At 65.6% G+C, this 16,920-nt stretch carries 12 protein-coding genes; 10 read left to right on the plus strand and 2 right to left on the minus strand.

The window, feature by feature from the left end; genetic code table 11:
* Positions 1 to 12 precede the first annotated feature (12 nt).
* From ACTDXD_RS21145 to ACTDXD_RS21155, 3 genes are read left to right on the plus strand one after another with little or no spacing between them, the layout of a single operon-like run.
* A complete protein-coding gene (locus tag ACTDXD_RS21145) occupies positions 13 to 894 on the plus strand; it encodes an XdhC family protein (RefSeq protein WP_440124196.1) in 882 nt (293 codons plus the stop codon).
* Positions 891 to 1,790 (plus strand): AAA family ATPase, encoded by a 900-nt coding sequence (locus ACTDXD_RS21150; RefSeq protein WP_440124197.1) that lies wholly within the window; start codon positions 891 to 893, stop codon positions 1,788 to 1,790. Before ACTDXD_RS21145 ends, ACTDXD_RS21150 begins: the two co-directional genes overlap by 4 nt.
* Positions 1,787 to 3,025, plus strand: a complete 1,239-nt coding sequence (locus tag ACTDXD_RS21155; protein ID WP_440124198.1) for a vWA domain-containing protein — start codon at positions 1,787 to 1,789, stop codon at positions 3,023 to 3,025. The genes ACTDXD_RS21150 and ACTDXD_RS21155 overlap by 4 nt, the downstream gene beginning before the upstream one ends.
* Before the next feature lie 18 nt (positions 3,026 to 3,043).
* On the opposite strand, the gene ACTDXD_RS21160 is transcribed toward ACTDXD_RS21155, so the two are convergent.
* Positions 3,044 to 3,520 carry a hypothetical protein gene (locus tag ACTDXD_RS21160; RefSeq protein WP_440124199.1) on the minus strand — a complete coding sequence of 159 codons (477 nt, stop codon included), beginning with the start codon at positions 3,518 to 3,520 and terminating at the stop codon, positions 3,044 to 3,046.
* A 103-nt stretch (positions 3,521 to 3,623) separates the two neighbouring features.
* On the opposite strand from ACTDXD_RS21160, the gene ACTDXD_RS21165 reads away from it, so the two are divergent.
* Genes ACTDXD_RS21165 through ACTDXD_RS21175 form a run of 3 tightly spaced genes read left to right on the plus strand, consistent with a single transcriptional unit; the run spans position 3,624 to position 7,670 of the window.
* Complete coding sequence (locus tag ACTDXD_RS21165; protein ID WP_440124200.1) at positions 3,624 to 4,889, plus strand: sensor histidine kinase; 1,266 nt, start codon at positions 3,624 to 3,626, stop codon at positions 4,887 to 4,889.
* Complete coding sequence (locus ACTDXD_RS21170) at positions 4,886 to 5,605, plus strand: response regulator (protein WP_440124201.1); 720 nt, start codon at positions 4,886 to 4,888, stop codon at positions 5,603 to 5,605. Before ACTDXD_RS21165 ends, ACTDXD_RS21170 begins: the two co-directional genes overlap by 4 nt.
* Positions 5,606 to 5,636: 31 nt before the next feature.
* Positions 5,637 to 7,670, plus strand: coding sequence for a cytochrome c oxidase assembly protein (locus tag ACTDXD_RS21175; protein WP_440124202.1), 2,034 nt, complete (start codon positions 5,637 to 5,639; stop codon positions 7,668 to 7,670).
* Positions 7,671 to 7,673: 3 nt separating this feature from the next.
* Here ACTDXD_RS21175 and ACTDXD_RS21180 read toward each other — a convergent pair whose 3' ends face one another.
* On the minus strand, positions 7,674 to 8,510 hold the full coding sequence (locus tag ACTDXD_RS21180; protein WP_440124203.1) for a tryptophan-rich sensory protein: 837 nt from the start codon (positions 8,508 to 8,510) through the stop codon (positions 7,674 to 7,676).
* A gap of 162 nt (positions 8,511 to 8,672) precedes the next feature.
* Here ACTDXD_RS21180 and ACTDXD_RS21185 point away from each other — a divergent pair, with 162 nt between their 5' ends.
* The 4 genes from ACTDXD_RS21185 (at position 8,673) to ACTDXD_RS21200 (ending at position 16,916) form a co-directional block, all read left to right on the plus strand.
* On the plus strand, positions 8,673 to 9,773 hold the full coding sequence (locus ACTDXD_RS21185) for a lipase family protein (RefSeq protein ID WP_440127738.1): 1,101 nt from the start codon (positions 8,673 to 8,675) through the stop codon (positions 9,771 to 9,773).
* A 129-nt stretch (positions 9,774 to 9,902) separates the two neighbouring features.
* On the plus strand, positions 9,903 to 11,576 hold the full coding sequence (gene ettA, locus ACTDXD_RS21190; RefSeq protein ID WP_440124204.1) for an energy-dependent translational throttle protein EttA: 1,674 nt from the start codon (positions 9,903 to 9,905) through the stop codon (positions 11,574 to 11,576).
* Positions 11,569 to 12,000 (plus strand): acyl-CoA thioesterase, encoded by a 432-nt coding sequence (locus ACTDXD_RS21195; protein ID WP_440124205.1) that lies wholly within the window; start codon positions 11,569 to 11,571, stop codon positions 11,998 to 12,000. The genes ettA and ACTDXD_RS21195 overlap by 8 nt, the downstream gene beginning before the upstream one ends.
* A 125-nt stretch (positions 12,001 to 12,125) precedes the next feature.
* Positions 12,126 to 16,916 (plus strand): NAD-glutamate dehydrogenase, encoded by a 4,791-nt coding sequence (locus ACTDXD_RS21200; RefSeq protein WP_440124206.1) that lies wholly within the window; start codon positions 12,126 to 12,128, stop codon positions 16,914 to 16,916.
* Positions 16,917 to 16,920 lie beyond the last annotated feature (4 nt).

Consider the following 16,920-nt stretch of genomic DNA (forward strand, 5'->3'; position numbering starts at 1 on the left):
GGAGAAGCGGGCATGGATCTGAGCATCCGTGAGACACAGTTGCACGAGAAACGGCTCCCGTTCGTTCGGGCGACCGTGGTGCGGGCGCAGCCACCGACCTCGGCGCACTCCGGCGATTGCGCGCTCGTTCTCCTAGACGGCACGATCGAAGGATTCGTGGGCGGGCAGTGCACCGAGTCGTCGGTGCGTGCCGCCGCTCAGCAGGTGCTCGACCGAGGCGAAAGCCTGCTTCTGCGGGTAGTGCCCGCCGAATCGGAAGGATTTCCCGAGACGCCGGGTGCGACGATTGCGGTCAACCCCTGCATGTCGGGCGGGGCGATGGAGATCTTCCTCGAGCCGCAGCTGCCGCCCACGCTGGTCGCCGTGTCCGGCACATCTCCGGTGGCGCAGGCGGTTGAGGACTTCGCCCGCCGGGTCGGGTACACGGTCGAAGCGATACACCAATCCTTCGTTCCGCCGGGCGCGTCGGTCGTGATCCTTGCGATGCACGGCGGCGACGAAGCAGGTGTGATCCGCAGCGCGCTCGATGTCGGCGCCGGGTACATCGGACTCGTCGCAAGCCGGACACGCGGTGCCGCCGTCCTCGACGAGCTCGAGCTGACCTCCGATGAACGCGCCCGGATCCATACCCCCGCGGGACTCGATGTCGGGGCGCGCACCGCCGCGGAGATAGGGCTGTCCATCGTCACCGACATCGTGCGGGTGGTGCGTAGCGGCGAACTCGGCCGGGTGCCGCGTACGGTTCGTTCGGCGACACGGACCTCAGTCGACCCGGTGTGCGGGATGACGGTGACGGTGACGGACTCGACGCCACACCTCGTCGTCGCAGACACCGACGTGTGGTTCTGCTGCCCCGGTTGCCGACGCGCCTACCAGAAGGAACACGCAGCGTGACCGACCCGACCCGACCTGGGGCCTTCGACGACGTCGGCGATGTCGTCGCACGATTCGATGCTCGTGACCATCTCCTCGACGAGGGCACTGCGAGCGCGATGTATCTGGCGGTCGAACTTGGCCGGCCGCTGCTTCTCGAGGGGGAACCCGGTGTCGGCAAGACCACGGCGGCGAAGGTGCTCGCAGAGATCCTGGGGAGTCCACTGATCCGATTGCAGTGCTACGAGGGACTGTCGATCTCGGAAGCGTTGTACGACTGGAACTATCGACGTCAAATGCTTGCGATTCGGCTTGCCGAAGCGCACGGGACCACGCCGACGGAAGACGATCTGTACACCGAGGAATACTTGCTCGAGCGCCCGATCCTGCAGTGCGTCAGACATCGAGGTGACGCTCCGGCTGTTCTGCTCGTAGACGAGATCGACCGTGCCGACGACGAATTCGAGGCTCTCCTGCTCGAGTTCCTCGGTGAATTCACCGTCACCGTACCGGAACTGGGAACACTCACTGCTGCACAGCGACCGGTGGTGGTGCTGACGTCCAACCGCAGTCGCGATCTGCACGACGCGTTGCGGAGGCGCTGCCTGTATCACTGGATCGACTATCCGGACCGTGAGCGTGCCGTCGCGATTCTGCGGCGCACAGTCCCGGAGGCCAGTGCAGCGCTGATCGAGCGGGCCACCGATTTCGTTGCGACCGTGCGCGCACTCGACCTGGACAAGGCACCCGGCATCGCGGAGACCATCGACTGGGTGTCCGCGCTCTCGGCTCTCGGTGTCTCGGATCTGGCGCGTCCCGGCGCCGGTGTGTCGTTGGCGGCGCTCGCCAAGACCCCCGACGATCGCGACGTCGTGGTGGAGGCGTTCACCGACTTCTTGGTGGCCGGCGCACCGTGACCGCTTTTCTCCTCCCGGGTATCGATCTGGCGGCATTCGCGGTGGGGCTCGCCGATCGGCTTCGCCGATCCGGCATCCCCGTCACGGTCGATGGTGCCGCGACTCTCACGCGTGCGCTGCGTCTGCAACCTCCGCGTACTCGTTCGCAGCTGTACTGGACAGCGCGGCTCACCCTCGTGGATCGACGCGACAACCTCGAGAGGTTCGACGCCGTGTTCGCGGCGGTGTTCGATCACGGTGTCGTGCCGCTGGATCCGCACGCTCGCCGTGCGGGACTCCACGAGGGCGGGCACGATCGGCCGCCGACGAGTTCGTCGTCCATCGTCGGTGGACGCGCCGACGGGGGTGGCGATGTGCCGTGGGTGACTCGCACTGTGACCGGCGCCTTGGGGGAGAGGCCGTCGCGGGACGGTACCAGGCCCGGAGACCGGATCCCCAGTGCGCTCGTCGTGCGCGCTGATCAGCGGTTTTCCGACCTCGACCCCGCTCGCGTCGCTGAGATCACCTCGTGGCTCGAGCACGCTGCGGTGACGTGGCCGACCCGGGTCGGACGCCGCCGCGAATCGCATCACAGCGGACGACTCGAGCTGCGCGCGACCATCGCGGCGTCACGACACACGGGGTACGAGCCGGTACGGCTCGTTCGTGCCCGGTCTGCGCGGCGTCGCAGAAGACTTGTGTTGTTCTGCGACGTCAGCCGCTCGATGCGCGTCTACGCCGATATCTATCTACACCTCATGCGCGTCGTCGTGCGCACTGTCGACGCCGAGGTCTTCGCGTTCTCGACCACAGCGACCCGGTTGACACCGACGTTGAAGAACCGATCCGTCGAGCAGGTGATCGACGCCCTCAACGACCGCGTCGATACGCGTTTCGGCGGGACCCGCATCGCGGGATCGCTGTCCTCCGTCCTCCGCTCACATCGTGGCCACGTGCTGCGCGGCGCGATCGTCGTGATCGCGTCGGATGGGTGGGACAGCGACGATCCCGACGACCTGGCGCACGTGATGAGACAGATCCGTCGCCGCGCGCACCGGGTGGTGTGGCTCAACCCGCGTGCGGGTCTGCGCGATTTCACCCCGGCAACAGGGTCGATGACTGCGGCCCTGCCGCACTGCGACGCGCTGCTACCTGCAGACACTCTAACTGCCCTGCACGACGCGATCGATGTCGTCGCCGGTGCGCAGTTCGCGAGACTCCGGACATCGCCGTTCGAGCGGATTGCGGTGTCGTAGGCGTCGCTGCGCTCGGTCTCACCTCCACGCGTAGTTACCTGCCCACAGGCTTGCCGTGGTCATGGGTGCCGCCGGTGCTTTCACCGCTGCCGCCCGTTCGCAGAGTCTGCGGAGTACGCCGTGTGTGCGCGTTGTGTTGTGCTCGATTGCCTTGTGGGCATCGATCATTGCGACCTCACCGCGTCGAACATTTCGCAACGCCGGTGACATGCGAGTGCCTGCGTCGAGGACTGCTCGAACCATCGGCATATCGTCTGCCAGCCGGACGTATGCCGCGTCCAGCGATGTGCCGTCCTCGAGCGCTTGATCGAGGCGGACGGCGAGGTGCGTGGTCCAATGACGCTGCAAGGTGAGCAGGACGTTGTCTCCGGATCCGAAAAGCTCCATCGCGCGGGGGATCTCATCGAACCGGAGCGACGCGTCGAGATCTCGTTGTGCTCGGGTGAGCACGTCATCGAGTACAGCCTGCCGTGCTCTGTATGTTTCCCAGGACATCCCCGTCAACCCCCTGAATCGGTACGTTCGCTGCTTTCGAGGAAACGCTACGGAGATCCGGCCCCTGTTTCGTCGTGCCACCGTCGAGTCTTTCTCTCCTACCGTGGGTGGAGAAGGAATCCGCTCCGGGAACGACGCCGAAGCGGATTTCTCCGCCTACGCTGATCGTGTGGAATTGATGGCGTACCTCCGTCGTCGTATTGCGTCGAGCGGCTACGACTATCCGGTCGGTGTGATGCTGTTCGGCCACATCGGGTTGGTCGTCGTCGCCGGTATCGCGGTGGCGCAGCGTGACGGGATCGTGCCGCCGGGGTGGGTGCTCCTGTTCGGGCTGATCGCCGCGACAGCACCGATCCTGGGTGACGCGATCGAACCGGATTCGATGCTCGTGCGACTACTCATGGGACTCGTGGTGCTGGCGGCGACCTCGTTGCTGCTCGTGCAGCCACCGGACACGGCCTTCGATTTCGCCCCACTCGTTCTCGTGTTGATGGTCGGTGAGATCGCGGCCATGACGCCCTTCTCGATCAGCGTCGGGGCGTTGGCCGCGGCCGCAGCAACGCTCTCGGCGTTCGCGTTCGCCGGTCATCTGGAGGGCGTGCTGTACTACCTCGGCGGCGTCGTGCTCGGGTGGATCGTCGGGCGCCTGCTCCTCACCCAGTTGCGCCTTCTGCACCAGGAGCGCGCCTCGCAAGCGATCCAGGCCGAACAGGCCGCGACCTCCGAGCGCCAACGCATCGCCCGCGAGGTCCACGACGTCGTGGCGCACTCGTTGAGTGTCACGCTGCTGCATCTGACGGCTGCTCGTCGCGCGCTGGAGCAGGACCGCGACATCGACGAGGCCGTCGATGCCCTGACCGACGCAGAAAGATTGGGGCGCGAAGCGATGGCCGACATCCGGCGCACAGTGGGTCTTCTCGATGCGGGGCCCTCGGGTACCCGGCCGGAACCGACGATCGGGGACATCCCCGAATTGATCGACGACTTCCGTCGTGCGGGTCTTCCCGTGACATTCGAGATGTCGGGAGACGTGGACGGGGCCCCCGGCGCCATCGGCCACGGCATCTACCGCATCTGCCAGGAATCGCTGGCCAACATCGTCAAACATGCCCCCGCCGCGAAGACGGACGTGCGGCTCGAGATCGGAGCACAGGTGCTGACTCTGCAGATCCACAACGGCCTCCGTACCCCGGCGATGCCCCCGAGCGGTGAGGTGGGCTCGGGGCTGCGCGGCATGCGGCAGCGCGCGGCGCTGCTCGGCGGTCAACTGCGCGCCGGCCCGGACGGCGGAGGGTGGTCTGTACACGCTCGTGTCCCGCTCGCGGCAGATTCGTGCCCGATCGTGCGCCGTATCCCGGGGCTGACGTGACCGCCCCGGAGATCGGGGTGCTCCTCGTCGACGACCAAGAACTCGTACGGTCCGGCCTGCGACGCATCCTCCGTCGCAAGGACGGCTTCGTGATCGTCGCCGAGTGCGGCGACGGCGCCGAGGTACCCTCGGCCGTGGTCGAACACAACCCCGACGTCGTCGTCATGGACATCAGAATGAAGAACGTCGACGGAATCCAGGCGACCCGTGCGCTTCGATACCTCGAGACCTCACCGCCGGTGCTCGTGCTCACGACGTTCGACGACGACGAACTGCTGTCCGGCGCCCTGCGTGCGGGCGCGGAGGGCTTCATCCTCAAGGACTCACCGGCCGAGGATCTCATCCGCGCGGTTCGGAGGGTCGCGTCGGGTGACGGCTTCCTCGACCCCACGGTGACCGGTCGTGTGCTCTCCACCTATCGCACCGCCGCACAGCCCACGGGGAACGGCAGCCCGGGGCTCGACGAGCTGACCGCTCGCGAAGTCGATGTGCTCGCACTCATCGGGCGCGGATTCAGTAACGCGGAGATTGCGCAGGAACTCGGTATCGCCGGTGTGACGGTGAAGAGTCACGTGGGCCACATCTTCGTCAAACTCGATCTCCGCGACCGCGCCGCCGCCATCGTGTATGCCTTCGATCACGGTGTCGTCACCCCGGGGAATCGCGTCGTGAGTGAGCATCGCCGGGTGACACGAGTCTCCGACGGGGCGTCGTAGCCGGGTTCAGCGAGGTCCTACCCTGGTAGGTATGGCAACACCGGATCTCGAGCAGGAGGCGCCGCAGCCCGCGCCGACCTCTGCGCGCAGCAACACCTCGGCGCTGTTCGTCCTTTTCGGCATCGTCGCGGCGATCGTCGCGGCGATCGTCGTGGGTCTGTCGGCAGCGCAGGCGCTGGTCCTGCTCGGCATTCCCGACCCCGGTCCGCTCACCACCTACGGCCTGCCGATGGTACGTGCGGTGTCGGAGATCGCGACGGTTCTGACCATCGGATCGTTGTTCTTCGCCGCGTTCCTCGTGCCTCCGCAGGCGAACGGGGTCCTCGACGTCGGCGGATATCGCGCGGTGCGGACCGCTGGCGTATCCGCGATGGTGTGGGCCGTCACAGCCGCGCTGATGGTTCCGTTGACACTGTCGGACACCTCGGGCCAACCGCTTGCCGAGGCGATCCGGCCTGAGAACTTGTTCTCGGCGCTCGGCCAGGTCGAGACGTCCCTCGCATGGGCCTGGACCACGGTGCTTGCGTTGATCACTGCGATCCTGATCCGGCTCGCCCTGCGCTGGTCGTGGACTCCGTATCTGCTGCTGCTCTCGCTCGTGACGTTGATGCCGATCGCATTGACGGGACACTCGTCCACCGGAGGCTCCCACGATATGGCCACGAACAGCCTGGTATTGCATCTGGTGGCTGCGTCGGTATGGGCAGGCGGGCTGTTCGCGGTGCTCGCCCACGCCTGGCGCAGAGGTGACCACTCCGACCTGGCTGCCCGGAGATTCTCGTTCGTGGCGTCCATCGCGTTCGTGGTCATGGCGATCAGCGGTGTGATCAATTCGGCGGTGCGGGTGCCGTTCGAGGATTTGTTCACCACTACGTACGGCAGGCTGGTGGTCGCGAAGACCGTGGCTCTGGTCGTGCTCGGCATCTTCGGCTGGGCGCAGCGACGGCGAGCGTTACCCGACCTCGAAGCCGATCCGACGAACCGCGGCGCGTTCGTGCGGTTCGCGGCGGTCGAGTCCCTCGTCCTCGCCGCGACCGTCGGCCTGGCGGTGGGACTCGGACGCACGCCCCCGCCCGCGCCCGCGGCACCACCCTCGGTACTCGAGGTGGAACTCGGCTACAACCTCAGCGAACCTCCCACGTTCATGAGCCTGTTCTTCGGTGAATGGCGTTTCGATCTGATCTTCGGCACGGCAGCGCTGGTGCTCGCGGCCGGTTACGCGATCGGGCTGTGGACGCTTCGCAAGCGCGGCGACACCTGGCCGATCGGTCGGTCCATCGCGTGGTTCGCGGGATGCTTCGTCCTGCTCGTGACGACCAGTTCCGGTGTCGGGATGTACTCGCCGGCCATGTTCAGTGTCCATATGGGCGCCCACATGGCGATGTCGATGCTCACTCCGGTGCTGCTTGCACTCGGCGGTGCGATGACGCTCGCGTTGCGTGCGTTCAAGCCCGCAGGGCGCGGTGCGCCTCCCGGTCCGCGCGAATGGATCCTCGAGTTTCTGCACAGCCCCCCGTCACGTTTCTTCACCCACCCGCTCGTCGCCTCCGTGATGTTCGTCGGCGGGTTCTATGCCCTGTACTTGGGCGGGATCTTCACCACGTTTGCCGACAGTCACACCGCGCACGTGCTGATGAACCTGCACTTCTTGTTGAGCGGCTACCTCTTCTACTGGGTAGTGATCGGGGTCGATCCGGCGCCACGCGATGTGCAGCCCGTGACGAAGCTGGCGATGGTGTTCGGGTCACTGCCGTTCCACGCGTTCTTCGGCGTGACGCTGATGAGCATGGGTTCGGTCATGGCCGAGCCCTATTATCGCGGGCTGGCCCTGCCGTGGAACGCCGATCTGTTCTCGGATCAGAAAGTTGGTGGCAGTATCGCGTGGTCGGCCGGGGAAATTCCGCTCGTACTCGTGATGATCGCGCTCCTGGTGCAGTGGTCGAACAGTGACGAACGCACGGCGCGTCGCGTGGACCGCGCCGCCGATCGCGACGACGATGCAGATCTGGCCGCGCACAATGCGATGTTCGCCGAACTGGCGCGACGGGACCGGGAGAACAGATAGCGGTCAGTCCGCTCGACGGCTGCGGGTCGAGAGTCGGACAGCCACCGCGGCAACCACTGCGACTGCCGCCGCGACCGACGCAGCCACCGCAGCGGGCGTCGAAACCAGCCCGCCCTCGCCGGTTCGGGCGATGGCGATCCAGATCAGGCCCCACGCTGTCGCTGCGGCTACGGCCAGTCGCCCGCGGCCTGCGAAAGCCACCAGCACCGACACCGCCGCGACCACACCGAGCACGATGACGGCCCATGCGTCGGCACCCCATCCGAACGGATCGAGGCCGTCGGAGTTCAGGGCGGCCGCCGTATTGGCGACGGTCGCAACCATGACCCAGCCCAGATACAGGAACATGGTGCCGTCGACGACCACCGCTTCCAACGTGCTCGCGGGTTCGGAGTGGCTCAGGCCGAGAAAGATGCGAACGAGTAGCGCGAGGAGCACCGCTATCACGACCACACTCACCCAGAGCAGGTCGAACTGGATCGCGAGAATCCACGCGGCGTTGAGAATCATCGACCCAGCGATCCACCATCCCAGGGTCCTCTGGCGGGAGTCGGCGTGGTGGGCCGGCAGTGCCTGCCACACGGCGAGCGCGAGAAGCCCGAGATAGATGAGCGTCCAGATCGAAAAGGCGGCGCCACCGGGGGCAACGGCTGTGGCGTCGGATCCCAGCGCGCCGCCTGCGGCCTCCGATACCGGTGTGCCTGCCACAGCGCCGGAGCCGAAGAATGACCCGGCCACGGCTACAACCGAGCTCACCGCCACCACGACGACACGGAGGTGATCAGTGCGGTGCAACCGATCTTCGGACGGTGTAGGTGTGATGGAAGGCGGCTGTGTCATACGCGCTGATTACCCACAACCCGAGGCCTCAATCGGGACGTGTTCACCGAAGCAGACGAACCGGCCTGTGTAGCACGTATTGTGCTCGGTGTGTCGAGCCGAAATAGGATGAGCGCACCTGCTGTGCGCCGGCGGGTGACACCGACCGTCACCGGCATCGTGATGTGTGTTCTACTCGCCGCCGCCGTGGTGGCTGCACCACCGGCTCACGCACAGGAAGCGCCCGGTGCCGTCGTCTCGGTGGAATCGCCGGCCGACGAACTGTCGGTGCCCGGTGCCTCGAGCATTCGGAAGATCACCTACCGGACGCAATGGCGTTCCGGGGCGGACACGGTCGGTACGGGTGTGCTGTTCTTACCGCCCGGTGAGGCACCCGAGGGTGGGTGGCCGACACTCGCGTGGGCGCATGGCACGACGGGACTGTCGGATTCCTGTGCCCCATCGCGTAACCCGCGCAGTGCCCGCGACACTGCTTACCTCGACCACTGGCTGGGGCAGGGCTACGCGGTGGTGGCAGCGGATTACCCCGGGCTGGGGAGTGAGGGACTGCACCGTTATCTGGACGGACAGAGCGCCGCGAACAGTATCGTCGACCTCGTTCGCGCCGCTCGCACAGCCGAGCCGAATGTGTCTGCCGAGTGGGTCGTGGTCGGACAGTCGCAGGGTGGCCACGCCGCGCTCCACACCGCGCACCTCGCGACCACCCGTGCGCCCGAACTCGACTTCCTCGGCACGGTGACCACCGGTGCACCGTCCAATCTTGAACTGGTCTTCCCTCTCGGTTTCCCCGGATTCCCCGATCTCGGTCTCGGTCTCGACGGCCTCACCACGTTCAGTGCCTACATCTTCGCCGGGCTCCGTGACGCGGACCCGGACCTGAACCTGGACAGCTATCTCACCGATACCGGTCGTGAGGTGCTCGCCGCGGCCGAGGACCTCTGCTACGACGAGTTGACCGAGCGCTACGCGGGCGTGGGCATCGGCGACCTGCTGACGAGACCGCTCTCCGACGACCGCTTCCGTGCCGCGTTCATCGACTACCTCGGTGTTCCCGTCACGAGATTCGACCGGCCGATGTTCCTCGCCCAGGGGCTACGCGACACGATGGTGCCGGCTCCGTTGTCGTTCAAGCTCGCCGCCGACCTGACCGCCGGGGGTGCAGCACCGCTGTTCCGGACCTACCCGACGGGGCATTCGGAGACGATGGCTGCGTCGCTGCCCGACACCACACCGTTCGTCGCGGACCTGTTCACCGCACCCTGACCTACGGCCTCGTGGCCCGATGTCATCTCGGGTGCGCTGAACTGCATGAATGTCGCCTTCGGCTATGCCGGGGCGCAGGCAGAACCGCAGGATATGGGATCTGCGCGCGAGACGGATACGCTGGTCGCCATGGCGGAGTTCATATACACAATGAAGAAGGTGCGCAAGGCGCACGGTGACAAGGTCATCCTCGATGACGTCACCATGAGCTTCTACCCGGGCGCGAAGATCGGTGTCGTCGGGCCCAACGGCGCGGGTAAGTCGTCGATCCTCAAGATCATGGCGGGTCTGGACCAGCCCAGCAACGGCGAGGCATTCCTCGATCCGGAGGCGACCGTCGGCATCCTGCTGCAGGAGCCCCCGCTCAACGAGGAGAAGACGGTGAAGCAGAACGTCGAGGAGGGCCTCGGCGAGATCAAGGTCAAGCTCGACCGGTTCAACGAGATCGCCGAGCTCATGGCGACCGACTACTCGGACGAGCTCATGGACGAGATGGGCAAGCTGCAGGAGGAGCTCGACCACGCCAACGCATGGGACATCGACTCGCAGCTCGAGCAGGCCATGGATGCGCTGCGCTGCCCGCCGCCGGACGAGCCTGTCACCCATCTTTCAGGTGGTGAGCGCCGCCGTGTCGCGCTGTGCAAGCTGCTGCTGAGCAAGCCCGACCTGCTGCTCCTCGATGAGCCCACCAACCACCTCGACGCCGAGTCGGTGCTGTGGCTCGAGCAGTTCCTCGCGACGTACCCCGGCGCAGTCCTGGCCGTGACCCACGACCGGTACTTCCTCGATCACGTGGCCCAGTGGATCTGTGAGGTCGACCGCGGCAAGCTGCACCCCTACGAGGGCAACTACTCGACCTACCTGGAGAAGAAGGCCGAGCGCCTCGAGGTCCAGGGCAAGAAGGATCAGAAGCTGCAGAAGCGCCTCAAGGAGGAGCTCGAGTGGGTCCGCTCCGGTGCGAAGGCCCGGCAGACGAAGAACAAGGCGCGTCTCGCTCGCTACGAGGAGATGGCGACCGAAGCCGAGAAGCACCGCAAACTGGACTTCGAGGAAATTCAGATCCCGACGCCTCCGCGCCTGGGGAATGTCGTCGTCGAGGTCGAGCATCTGGACAAGGGATTCGACGGCCGCGTCCTTATCAAGGACCTGTCTTTCACGCTGCCGCGTAACGGCATCGTCGGTGTCATCGGTCCCAACGGTGTCGGAAAGACCACGCTGTTCAAGACCATCGTCGGCCTCGAAGAGCCCGACAGCGGCACCGTCAAGGTCGGCGAGACGGTCAAGCTCAGCTACGTCGACCAGTCCCGCGCGAACATCGACCCGAAGAAGACGGTGTTCGAAGTGGTCTCCGACGGACTCGACTTCATCGAGGTCGGCCAGAACGAGATGCCGTCCCGCGCGTATGTTTCCGCCTTCGGGTTCAAGGGGCCGGACCAGCAGAAGAAGGCCGAGGTGCTCTCCGGTGGTGAGCGCAACCGCCTGAACCTGGCGCTGACCCTCAAAGAGGGAGGCAACCTGATCCTGCTCGACGAGCCGACCAACGACCTCGACGTCGAGACCCTGAGCTCGCTCGAGAACGCGCTCCAGCAGTTCCCGGGTTGCGCTGTCGTGATCTCCCACGACCGTTGGTTCCTCGACCGCACCTGTACCCACATCCTGGCGTGGGAAGGGAACGTCGAAGAGGGCAAATGGTTCTGGTTCGAAGGCAACTTCGAAGCATACGAGGCGAACAAGGTCGAGCGTCTCGGTGCCGACGCGGCACGTCCGCACCGGGTCACCCACCGGAAGCTGACGCGTGACTGAGCGGTCCGTGCCCGGCGACTCGGTCGAGCCCTACCGGGCGCAGATCGAGGTCCGCTGGGCGGATTCGGATCGGCTCGGACATGTCAACAACACCAAGGTCGTCGAGTACATGCAGGAAGGGCGGATCAAGTTCCTGCAGTCCGGTGAACTGAGGCGGGGTGCGATCGCCGTGAGGAAAATGGACGTCGAGTTCCTGAGACCCATCAAGGACGAGTCGGGCCCGCTCACGATCGAGATCATCGCCCTGCATGTGGGAAACACCTCCTACACGCTCAGGCATACGGTGCTCGACCGCAACGGTGGCGTGTGTGCCCGCGGCGACGCGGTCCTGGTCGGGTTCGACCAGGCGACCGAGCGTCCGCGACCCATCACCGACGGTGAACGCGAGGTCCTCGCCCGGCATCGGGTTGTTGCGACGAGCTGACAGCAGGATCGGATCGGTGACTGCGTGCGCTTTCACCTCCTGGCATCGGACGCCGCGGATAGGCTCGACAACGGGCCCGTCCGCGGCGTCTGCGGTTTCGGCGGCAAGCGAGGGGAGTGATGTTGATGTCGGAATCCGCGGATTCGCGCGATCTTTCGTCTACGGTGCGAGTTCTGAAACGCGCGTATGCGCAGTCGCCCGACGGAATAGGTGACCCCGAGGCTGCTGCAGCGGCGCATCTGGCGCTCGGACTCGACCGACCTGCGGGCACGACCGCGACGCGTGTATACCGGACGGACGAGGCGGCCGGTGCAGCCGTCCAGATCGTCACCGACGACATGCCGCTGCTCGTGGAGTCCATCACTGCACTGCTCTCTCGTCTCGGTGCGATCATTGCCGCGCTCGTCCACCCGGTCTTCGCGGTGGACCGCGACTCGGACGGGGCGCTTCTCGAAATGACGCCGGATGGTGCGTTGCAGAGCGACGCACCCGCGGAATCGTGGATTCATATCCAGCTGCAACCGTCCACACCGCCGGACGTCCTCGCCGGAATCGAAGGCGAGATCGATGGTGTACTCGACGATGTGCGACAGGTCGTCATCGACAGCGATGCCATGAGTACCGTGCAGAACCGGCTCGCCGAGGAACTCGACGTGCTCGTTGCAGACCCGCCGTCGACCCAGTCCGCGGACGACCTCACCGAAACAGCGGAGTTGCTGCGATGGCTCGCTCGCGGGAACTACGCGATGCTCGGGTATCGCTGCTACGAATTCGACGAACTCGACACTGCCGGCGTGAGCCGTTCCCGTGCTGTCCCGGACAGCGGCCTCGGTGTGCTGCGCACACTCTCCGATACGGACGACCCGATCGACCTGCCCTCCGAGGTGAATCCGGACCGCCGGCCACTGCTTGTGCTCACTCAAGGTGCTCGTCCGGCGACTGTGCACCGCTCGGTGTATCCGTACTTCGTCGGTGTCGGGATCCTCGATGACGAGGGCCGAACGGTCGGCGAGCACCGCTTCCTCGGCATCCTCACTGTGACGGCGATGCACGAGAACATCCTCGATATCCCGCTGCTCCGACGCCGTGCACGCGAAGTGATCGCACGCGCGGGTGTCGAGTTGTCGTCGTACGGCGGGCAGTCGATGCTCGAGATCATGCAGACCCTGCCGCGTGCAGAGTTGCTGTCCATGGACCCGGATACCCTCTACGAGACGGTGACCTCCGTCGTGGAGATCCGCCGACAGGTGCGGCTCTTCGTTCGGGTGGACACGTACGGACGGTATGTGTCGTGCCTGGTGTACCTTCCCCGTGATCGGTACACGACGAAGGTCCGGGTCCGGATGCAGAACATACTGCTCCACGAATTCGGCGGTGGCACTCTCGATTACACCGCGCGGGTGTCCGAAGGCGACTTGGCGCTGTTGCACGTGACCGTCCGGTTTCCCGAGCATGTACGTCCTCGGGTCGACACCTCCGAGAGCAACAGACAACGAATTCAGTCACTCCTCGCGGAGGCCAGTCGCAGCTGGGAAGATCGGATCACCGAGGTTGCAGGGTCCCGTCCGAGTGTCGACCCTGCACTGGTCCAGCGGTACGTCGATGCCGCTCCCGAGGCATACAAAGAGGACTTCAGTTCCGAACGCGCACTCGCCGACCTGATGCGCCTCGAAGCGCTCGGTCCTGGCGACTTCGACACCTTCGTCTACCGCTCCGACACCGAGGACCACCGCAGCTGGCGTTTCACCCTGTACGTCGGAGCGGAACCGGTGACGCTCGGCCGTGTCCTTCCGGTGTTGCAGAGCCTCGGTGTGGAAGTCGTCGACGAGCGGCCCTACCTGTTGCCGCGATCCGATGGCGTCGACTGCTGGATCTACGACTTCGGCCTGAACCTTCCGGGTGATGTCGATCCCGGCCTGTTCGGCACCGACCACACACTTGCCGGCCGGATAACCGATATGTTCGCTGCGGTGTGGCGTGGTCACGCCGAGACGGATCGTTTCAACGAACTCGTACTTCGCGCCGGTCTCACGTGGCGGCAGATCACGATGCTCCGCGCGTACGCGAAATTCCTTCGACAGACAGGGTTTCCGTACAGTCAATACAACATCGAAGGTGTCCTGCTCGGCACACCCGATACGACGGCGCTTCTCGTGGAACTGTTCGCTGCCCGATTCGATCCCGATCACGCATCCGATGTGCGCGAACAGACGATCACCGACGAACTGCTCGAGAAGATCGACGCGGTCACCGCACTCGTGGCCGATCGCATCCTGCGGGCGGTGCTGTCGTTGATCCGATCCACATTGCGGACCAACTTCTTCGTGCCGGAGACGGACGACGAGGCGCGCGGCCGGACTTTGGCGTTCAAGTTCGACCCCAGCGGCATCTCGGAACTCCCGGAGCCTCGGCCGAAGTTCGAGGTATTCGTGTACTCCCCGGATGTCGAGGGTGTGCACATGCGATTCGGCGCTGTCGCGCGCGGCGGCCTCCGCTGGTCGGATCGCCACGAAGATTTCCGCACCGAGATCCTCGGCCTCGTGAAAGCGCAGGCGGTGAAGAACGCGGTGATCGTCCCGGTCGGTGCGAAAGGCGGGTTCGTCGTCAAGCGTCCACCGGCACCCACCGGCGATGTGGCCACGGACCGGCAGTCGGCACGCGCTGCCGGCGAAGCCTGCTACCGGCGATTCATCGCCGCACTGCTCGACCTCACCGACAACCTCGACCGCACGAGTGGCACCGCGACTCCGCCGCGGCGAGTGGTGCGACACGACGACGACGACACCTATCTGGTGGTCGCCGCGGACAAGGGCACCGCGACCTTCTCGGATCTCGCCAACTCGGTTGCCGCCGAATACGGGTACTGGCTCGGCGACGCATTCGCATCGGGAGGGTCGGCCGGGTACGACCACAAGGAGATGGGGATCACCGCGCGCGGTGCATGGGAGAGCGTCAAGCGGCACTTCCGTGAACTCGGAGTGGACACCCAGAGCCAGGACTTCACCGCGGTCGGAGTCGGCGACATGAGCGGCGATGTGTTCGGCAACGGGATGCTGCTCAGCAAACACATCCGGCTGGTCGCCGCGTTCGATCATCGCCACATCTTCCTCGACCCGAACCCCCGGGCGGAGCCCTCGTTCGCCGAACGCAGCAGGCTTTTCGAGATGCCGCGCTCGTCCTGGGCCGACTACAACCCGGCCCTGATCGGAACCGGAGGGGGAGTGTGGGAGCGCACCCGCAAATCGATTCCGATCAGCGAACAGGCTCGCGCGGCGCTGGGATTGCCCGGTCACGTCACGGAACTCACCCCATCCGAACTGATCCGCGCGATCCTGCGTTCACCCGTGGATCTGTTGTGGAACGGGGGTATCGGTACCTACATCAAGGCGAGAACCGAATCGCACGCCGACGTCGGTGACAAAGGCAACGACACGGTTCGCGTGGACGGCGCGGATCTGCGTGTCCGGGTGATCGGAGAGGGAGGAAACCTCGGCGTCACGCAGCTCGGGCGGATCGAATACGCGCGCAACGGCGGAAAGATCAACACCGATGCTATCGACAACTCCGCCGGTGTCGACTGCTCCGACCACGAAGTCAACATCAAGATCCTGCTCGACTCGATGGTCACCTCCGGCGACCTCGACCTCGCGGAACGTAACCCGCTGCTCGCCTCGATGACAGACGATGTCGCCGAACTCGTGCTCGAGGACAACATCGACCAGAACGGTGTCCTCGGCCTGGAACGAGCATCGGCACCCGCGTTGCTCGGTGTCCATCAGCGGCTCATCGCCGAACTGGAGAAGGAACGGCGAATCGACCGTGTCCTCGACGCACTCCCGGACGACACCGAGATCGAACAGCGTCGCTCCGACGGAGAAGGACTGAGCTCACCGGAACTCTCGCAATTGCTCGCCCACGTCAAACTTTCCCTCGTCGATGACCTGCTCGACACCGACCTGCCCGACAGCGACACATTCGCGACCCGGTTACCCGACTACTTTCCGCCCGCACTCCGCACGAAGTTCCGTACGGGTATCAAGGCACATCCACTCCGCAGACAGATCGTCGCGACGATTCTCGCCAACGACACCGTCGACAACGGCGGTGTGTCCTTCGTCTTCCGTCTCTGTGAAGAGACGGGGGCCTCGCGCACCGACGCCGTCCGAGCGTTCGCCGCGGTCACCGAGATCTTCGGCCTGCGTGGGATCTGGAACCGGATCCGCTCCGCCGGCCTGCCCACCGAGCTGGCAGACGAGTTGCTGCTCGAATCCCGTCGTGTCCTCGACCGTGCATCGCGGTGGCTCTTGTCGAATCGGCCCCAGCCGCTGGCGGTGGGAGCAGAGATCAGCCGTTACCGGCAGTTGTTCGCGAATCTTGCACCGATGGTGGGGGATTGGATGCGCGGGCACCACGTACAGGATCTGGAGGAACGGACGCGGCGAATCCTGTCGCGCGAGGTGCCGCCGGAGCTGGTCGCGATGGTGTACCGCCTACTCGACCAATTCCCGATTCTCGACGTCATCGACATCGCGGATATCGTCGAACGGGAGGAGGACGAGGTCGCCGAGCTGTACTACGCGATGGATGCGCACCTCGGCATCGACCGGCTCCTGTCGGCGGTCACGGAACTCGCTCGCGGCGACCGGTGGCATTCCCTTGCACGACTCGCGCTGCGCGACGAACTGTACGGATCGTTGCGCACCCTCGTCCTCGATGTCCTCGCCGGGGCAGAGCCGGGGGAGACCTGCCCGGAGATGATCGAGGACTGGGAGATGTCGAATGGCTCGCGACTCGTGCGCGCGAGGTCGGCACTCGACGAGATCTTCGCATCTGGGAGTCTGGACCTGGCCACCCTGTCGGTGGCCGCACGGCAGATCAGGAGCATGGTGCGCACCGGCGCACCCGATCGGAGGTAGACGC

Source organism: Rhodococcus sp. SJ-3, from assembly GCF_051918125.1.
Taxonomy (GTDB): domain Bacteria; phylum Actinomycetota; class Actinomycetes; order Mycobacteriales; family Mycobacteriaceae; genus Rhodococcus.

Coding starts and splice junctions, on each gene's coding strand:
- ACTDXD_RS21180 (WP_440124203.1), bottom strand. CDS start 8,510: ATGACACAGCCGCCTTCCATCACACCTACACCGTCCGAAGATCGGTTG.
- ACTDXD_RS21185 (WP_440127738.1), top strand. CDS start 8,673: ATGTGTGTTCTACTCGCCGCCGCCGTGGTGGCTGCACCACCGGCTCAC.
- ACTDXD_RS21145 (WP_440124196.1), top strand. CDS start 13: ATGGATCTGAGCATCCGTGAGACACAGTTGCACGAGAAACGGCTCCCG.
- ettA (WP_440124204.1), top strand. CDS start 9,903: ATGGCGGAGTTCATATACACAATGAAGAAGGTGCGCAAGGCGCACGGT.
- ACTDXD_RS21200 (WP_440124206.1), top strand. CDS start 12,126: ATGTCGGAATCCGCGGATTCGCGCGATCTTTCGTCTACGGTGCGAGTT.
- ACTDXD_RS21160 (WP_440124199.1), bottom strand. CDS start 3,520: ATGTCCTGGGAAACATACAGAGCACGGCAGGCTGTACTCGATGACGTG.
- ACTDXD_RS21175 (WP_440124202.1), top strand. CDS start 5,637: ATGGCAACACCGGATCTCGAGCAGGAGGCGCCGCAGCCCGCGCCGACC.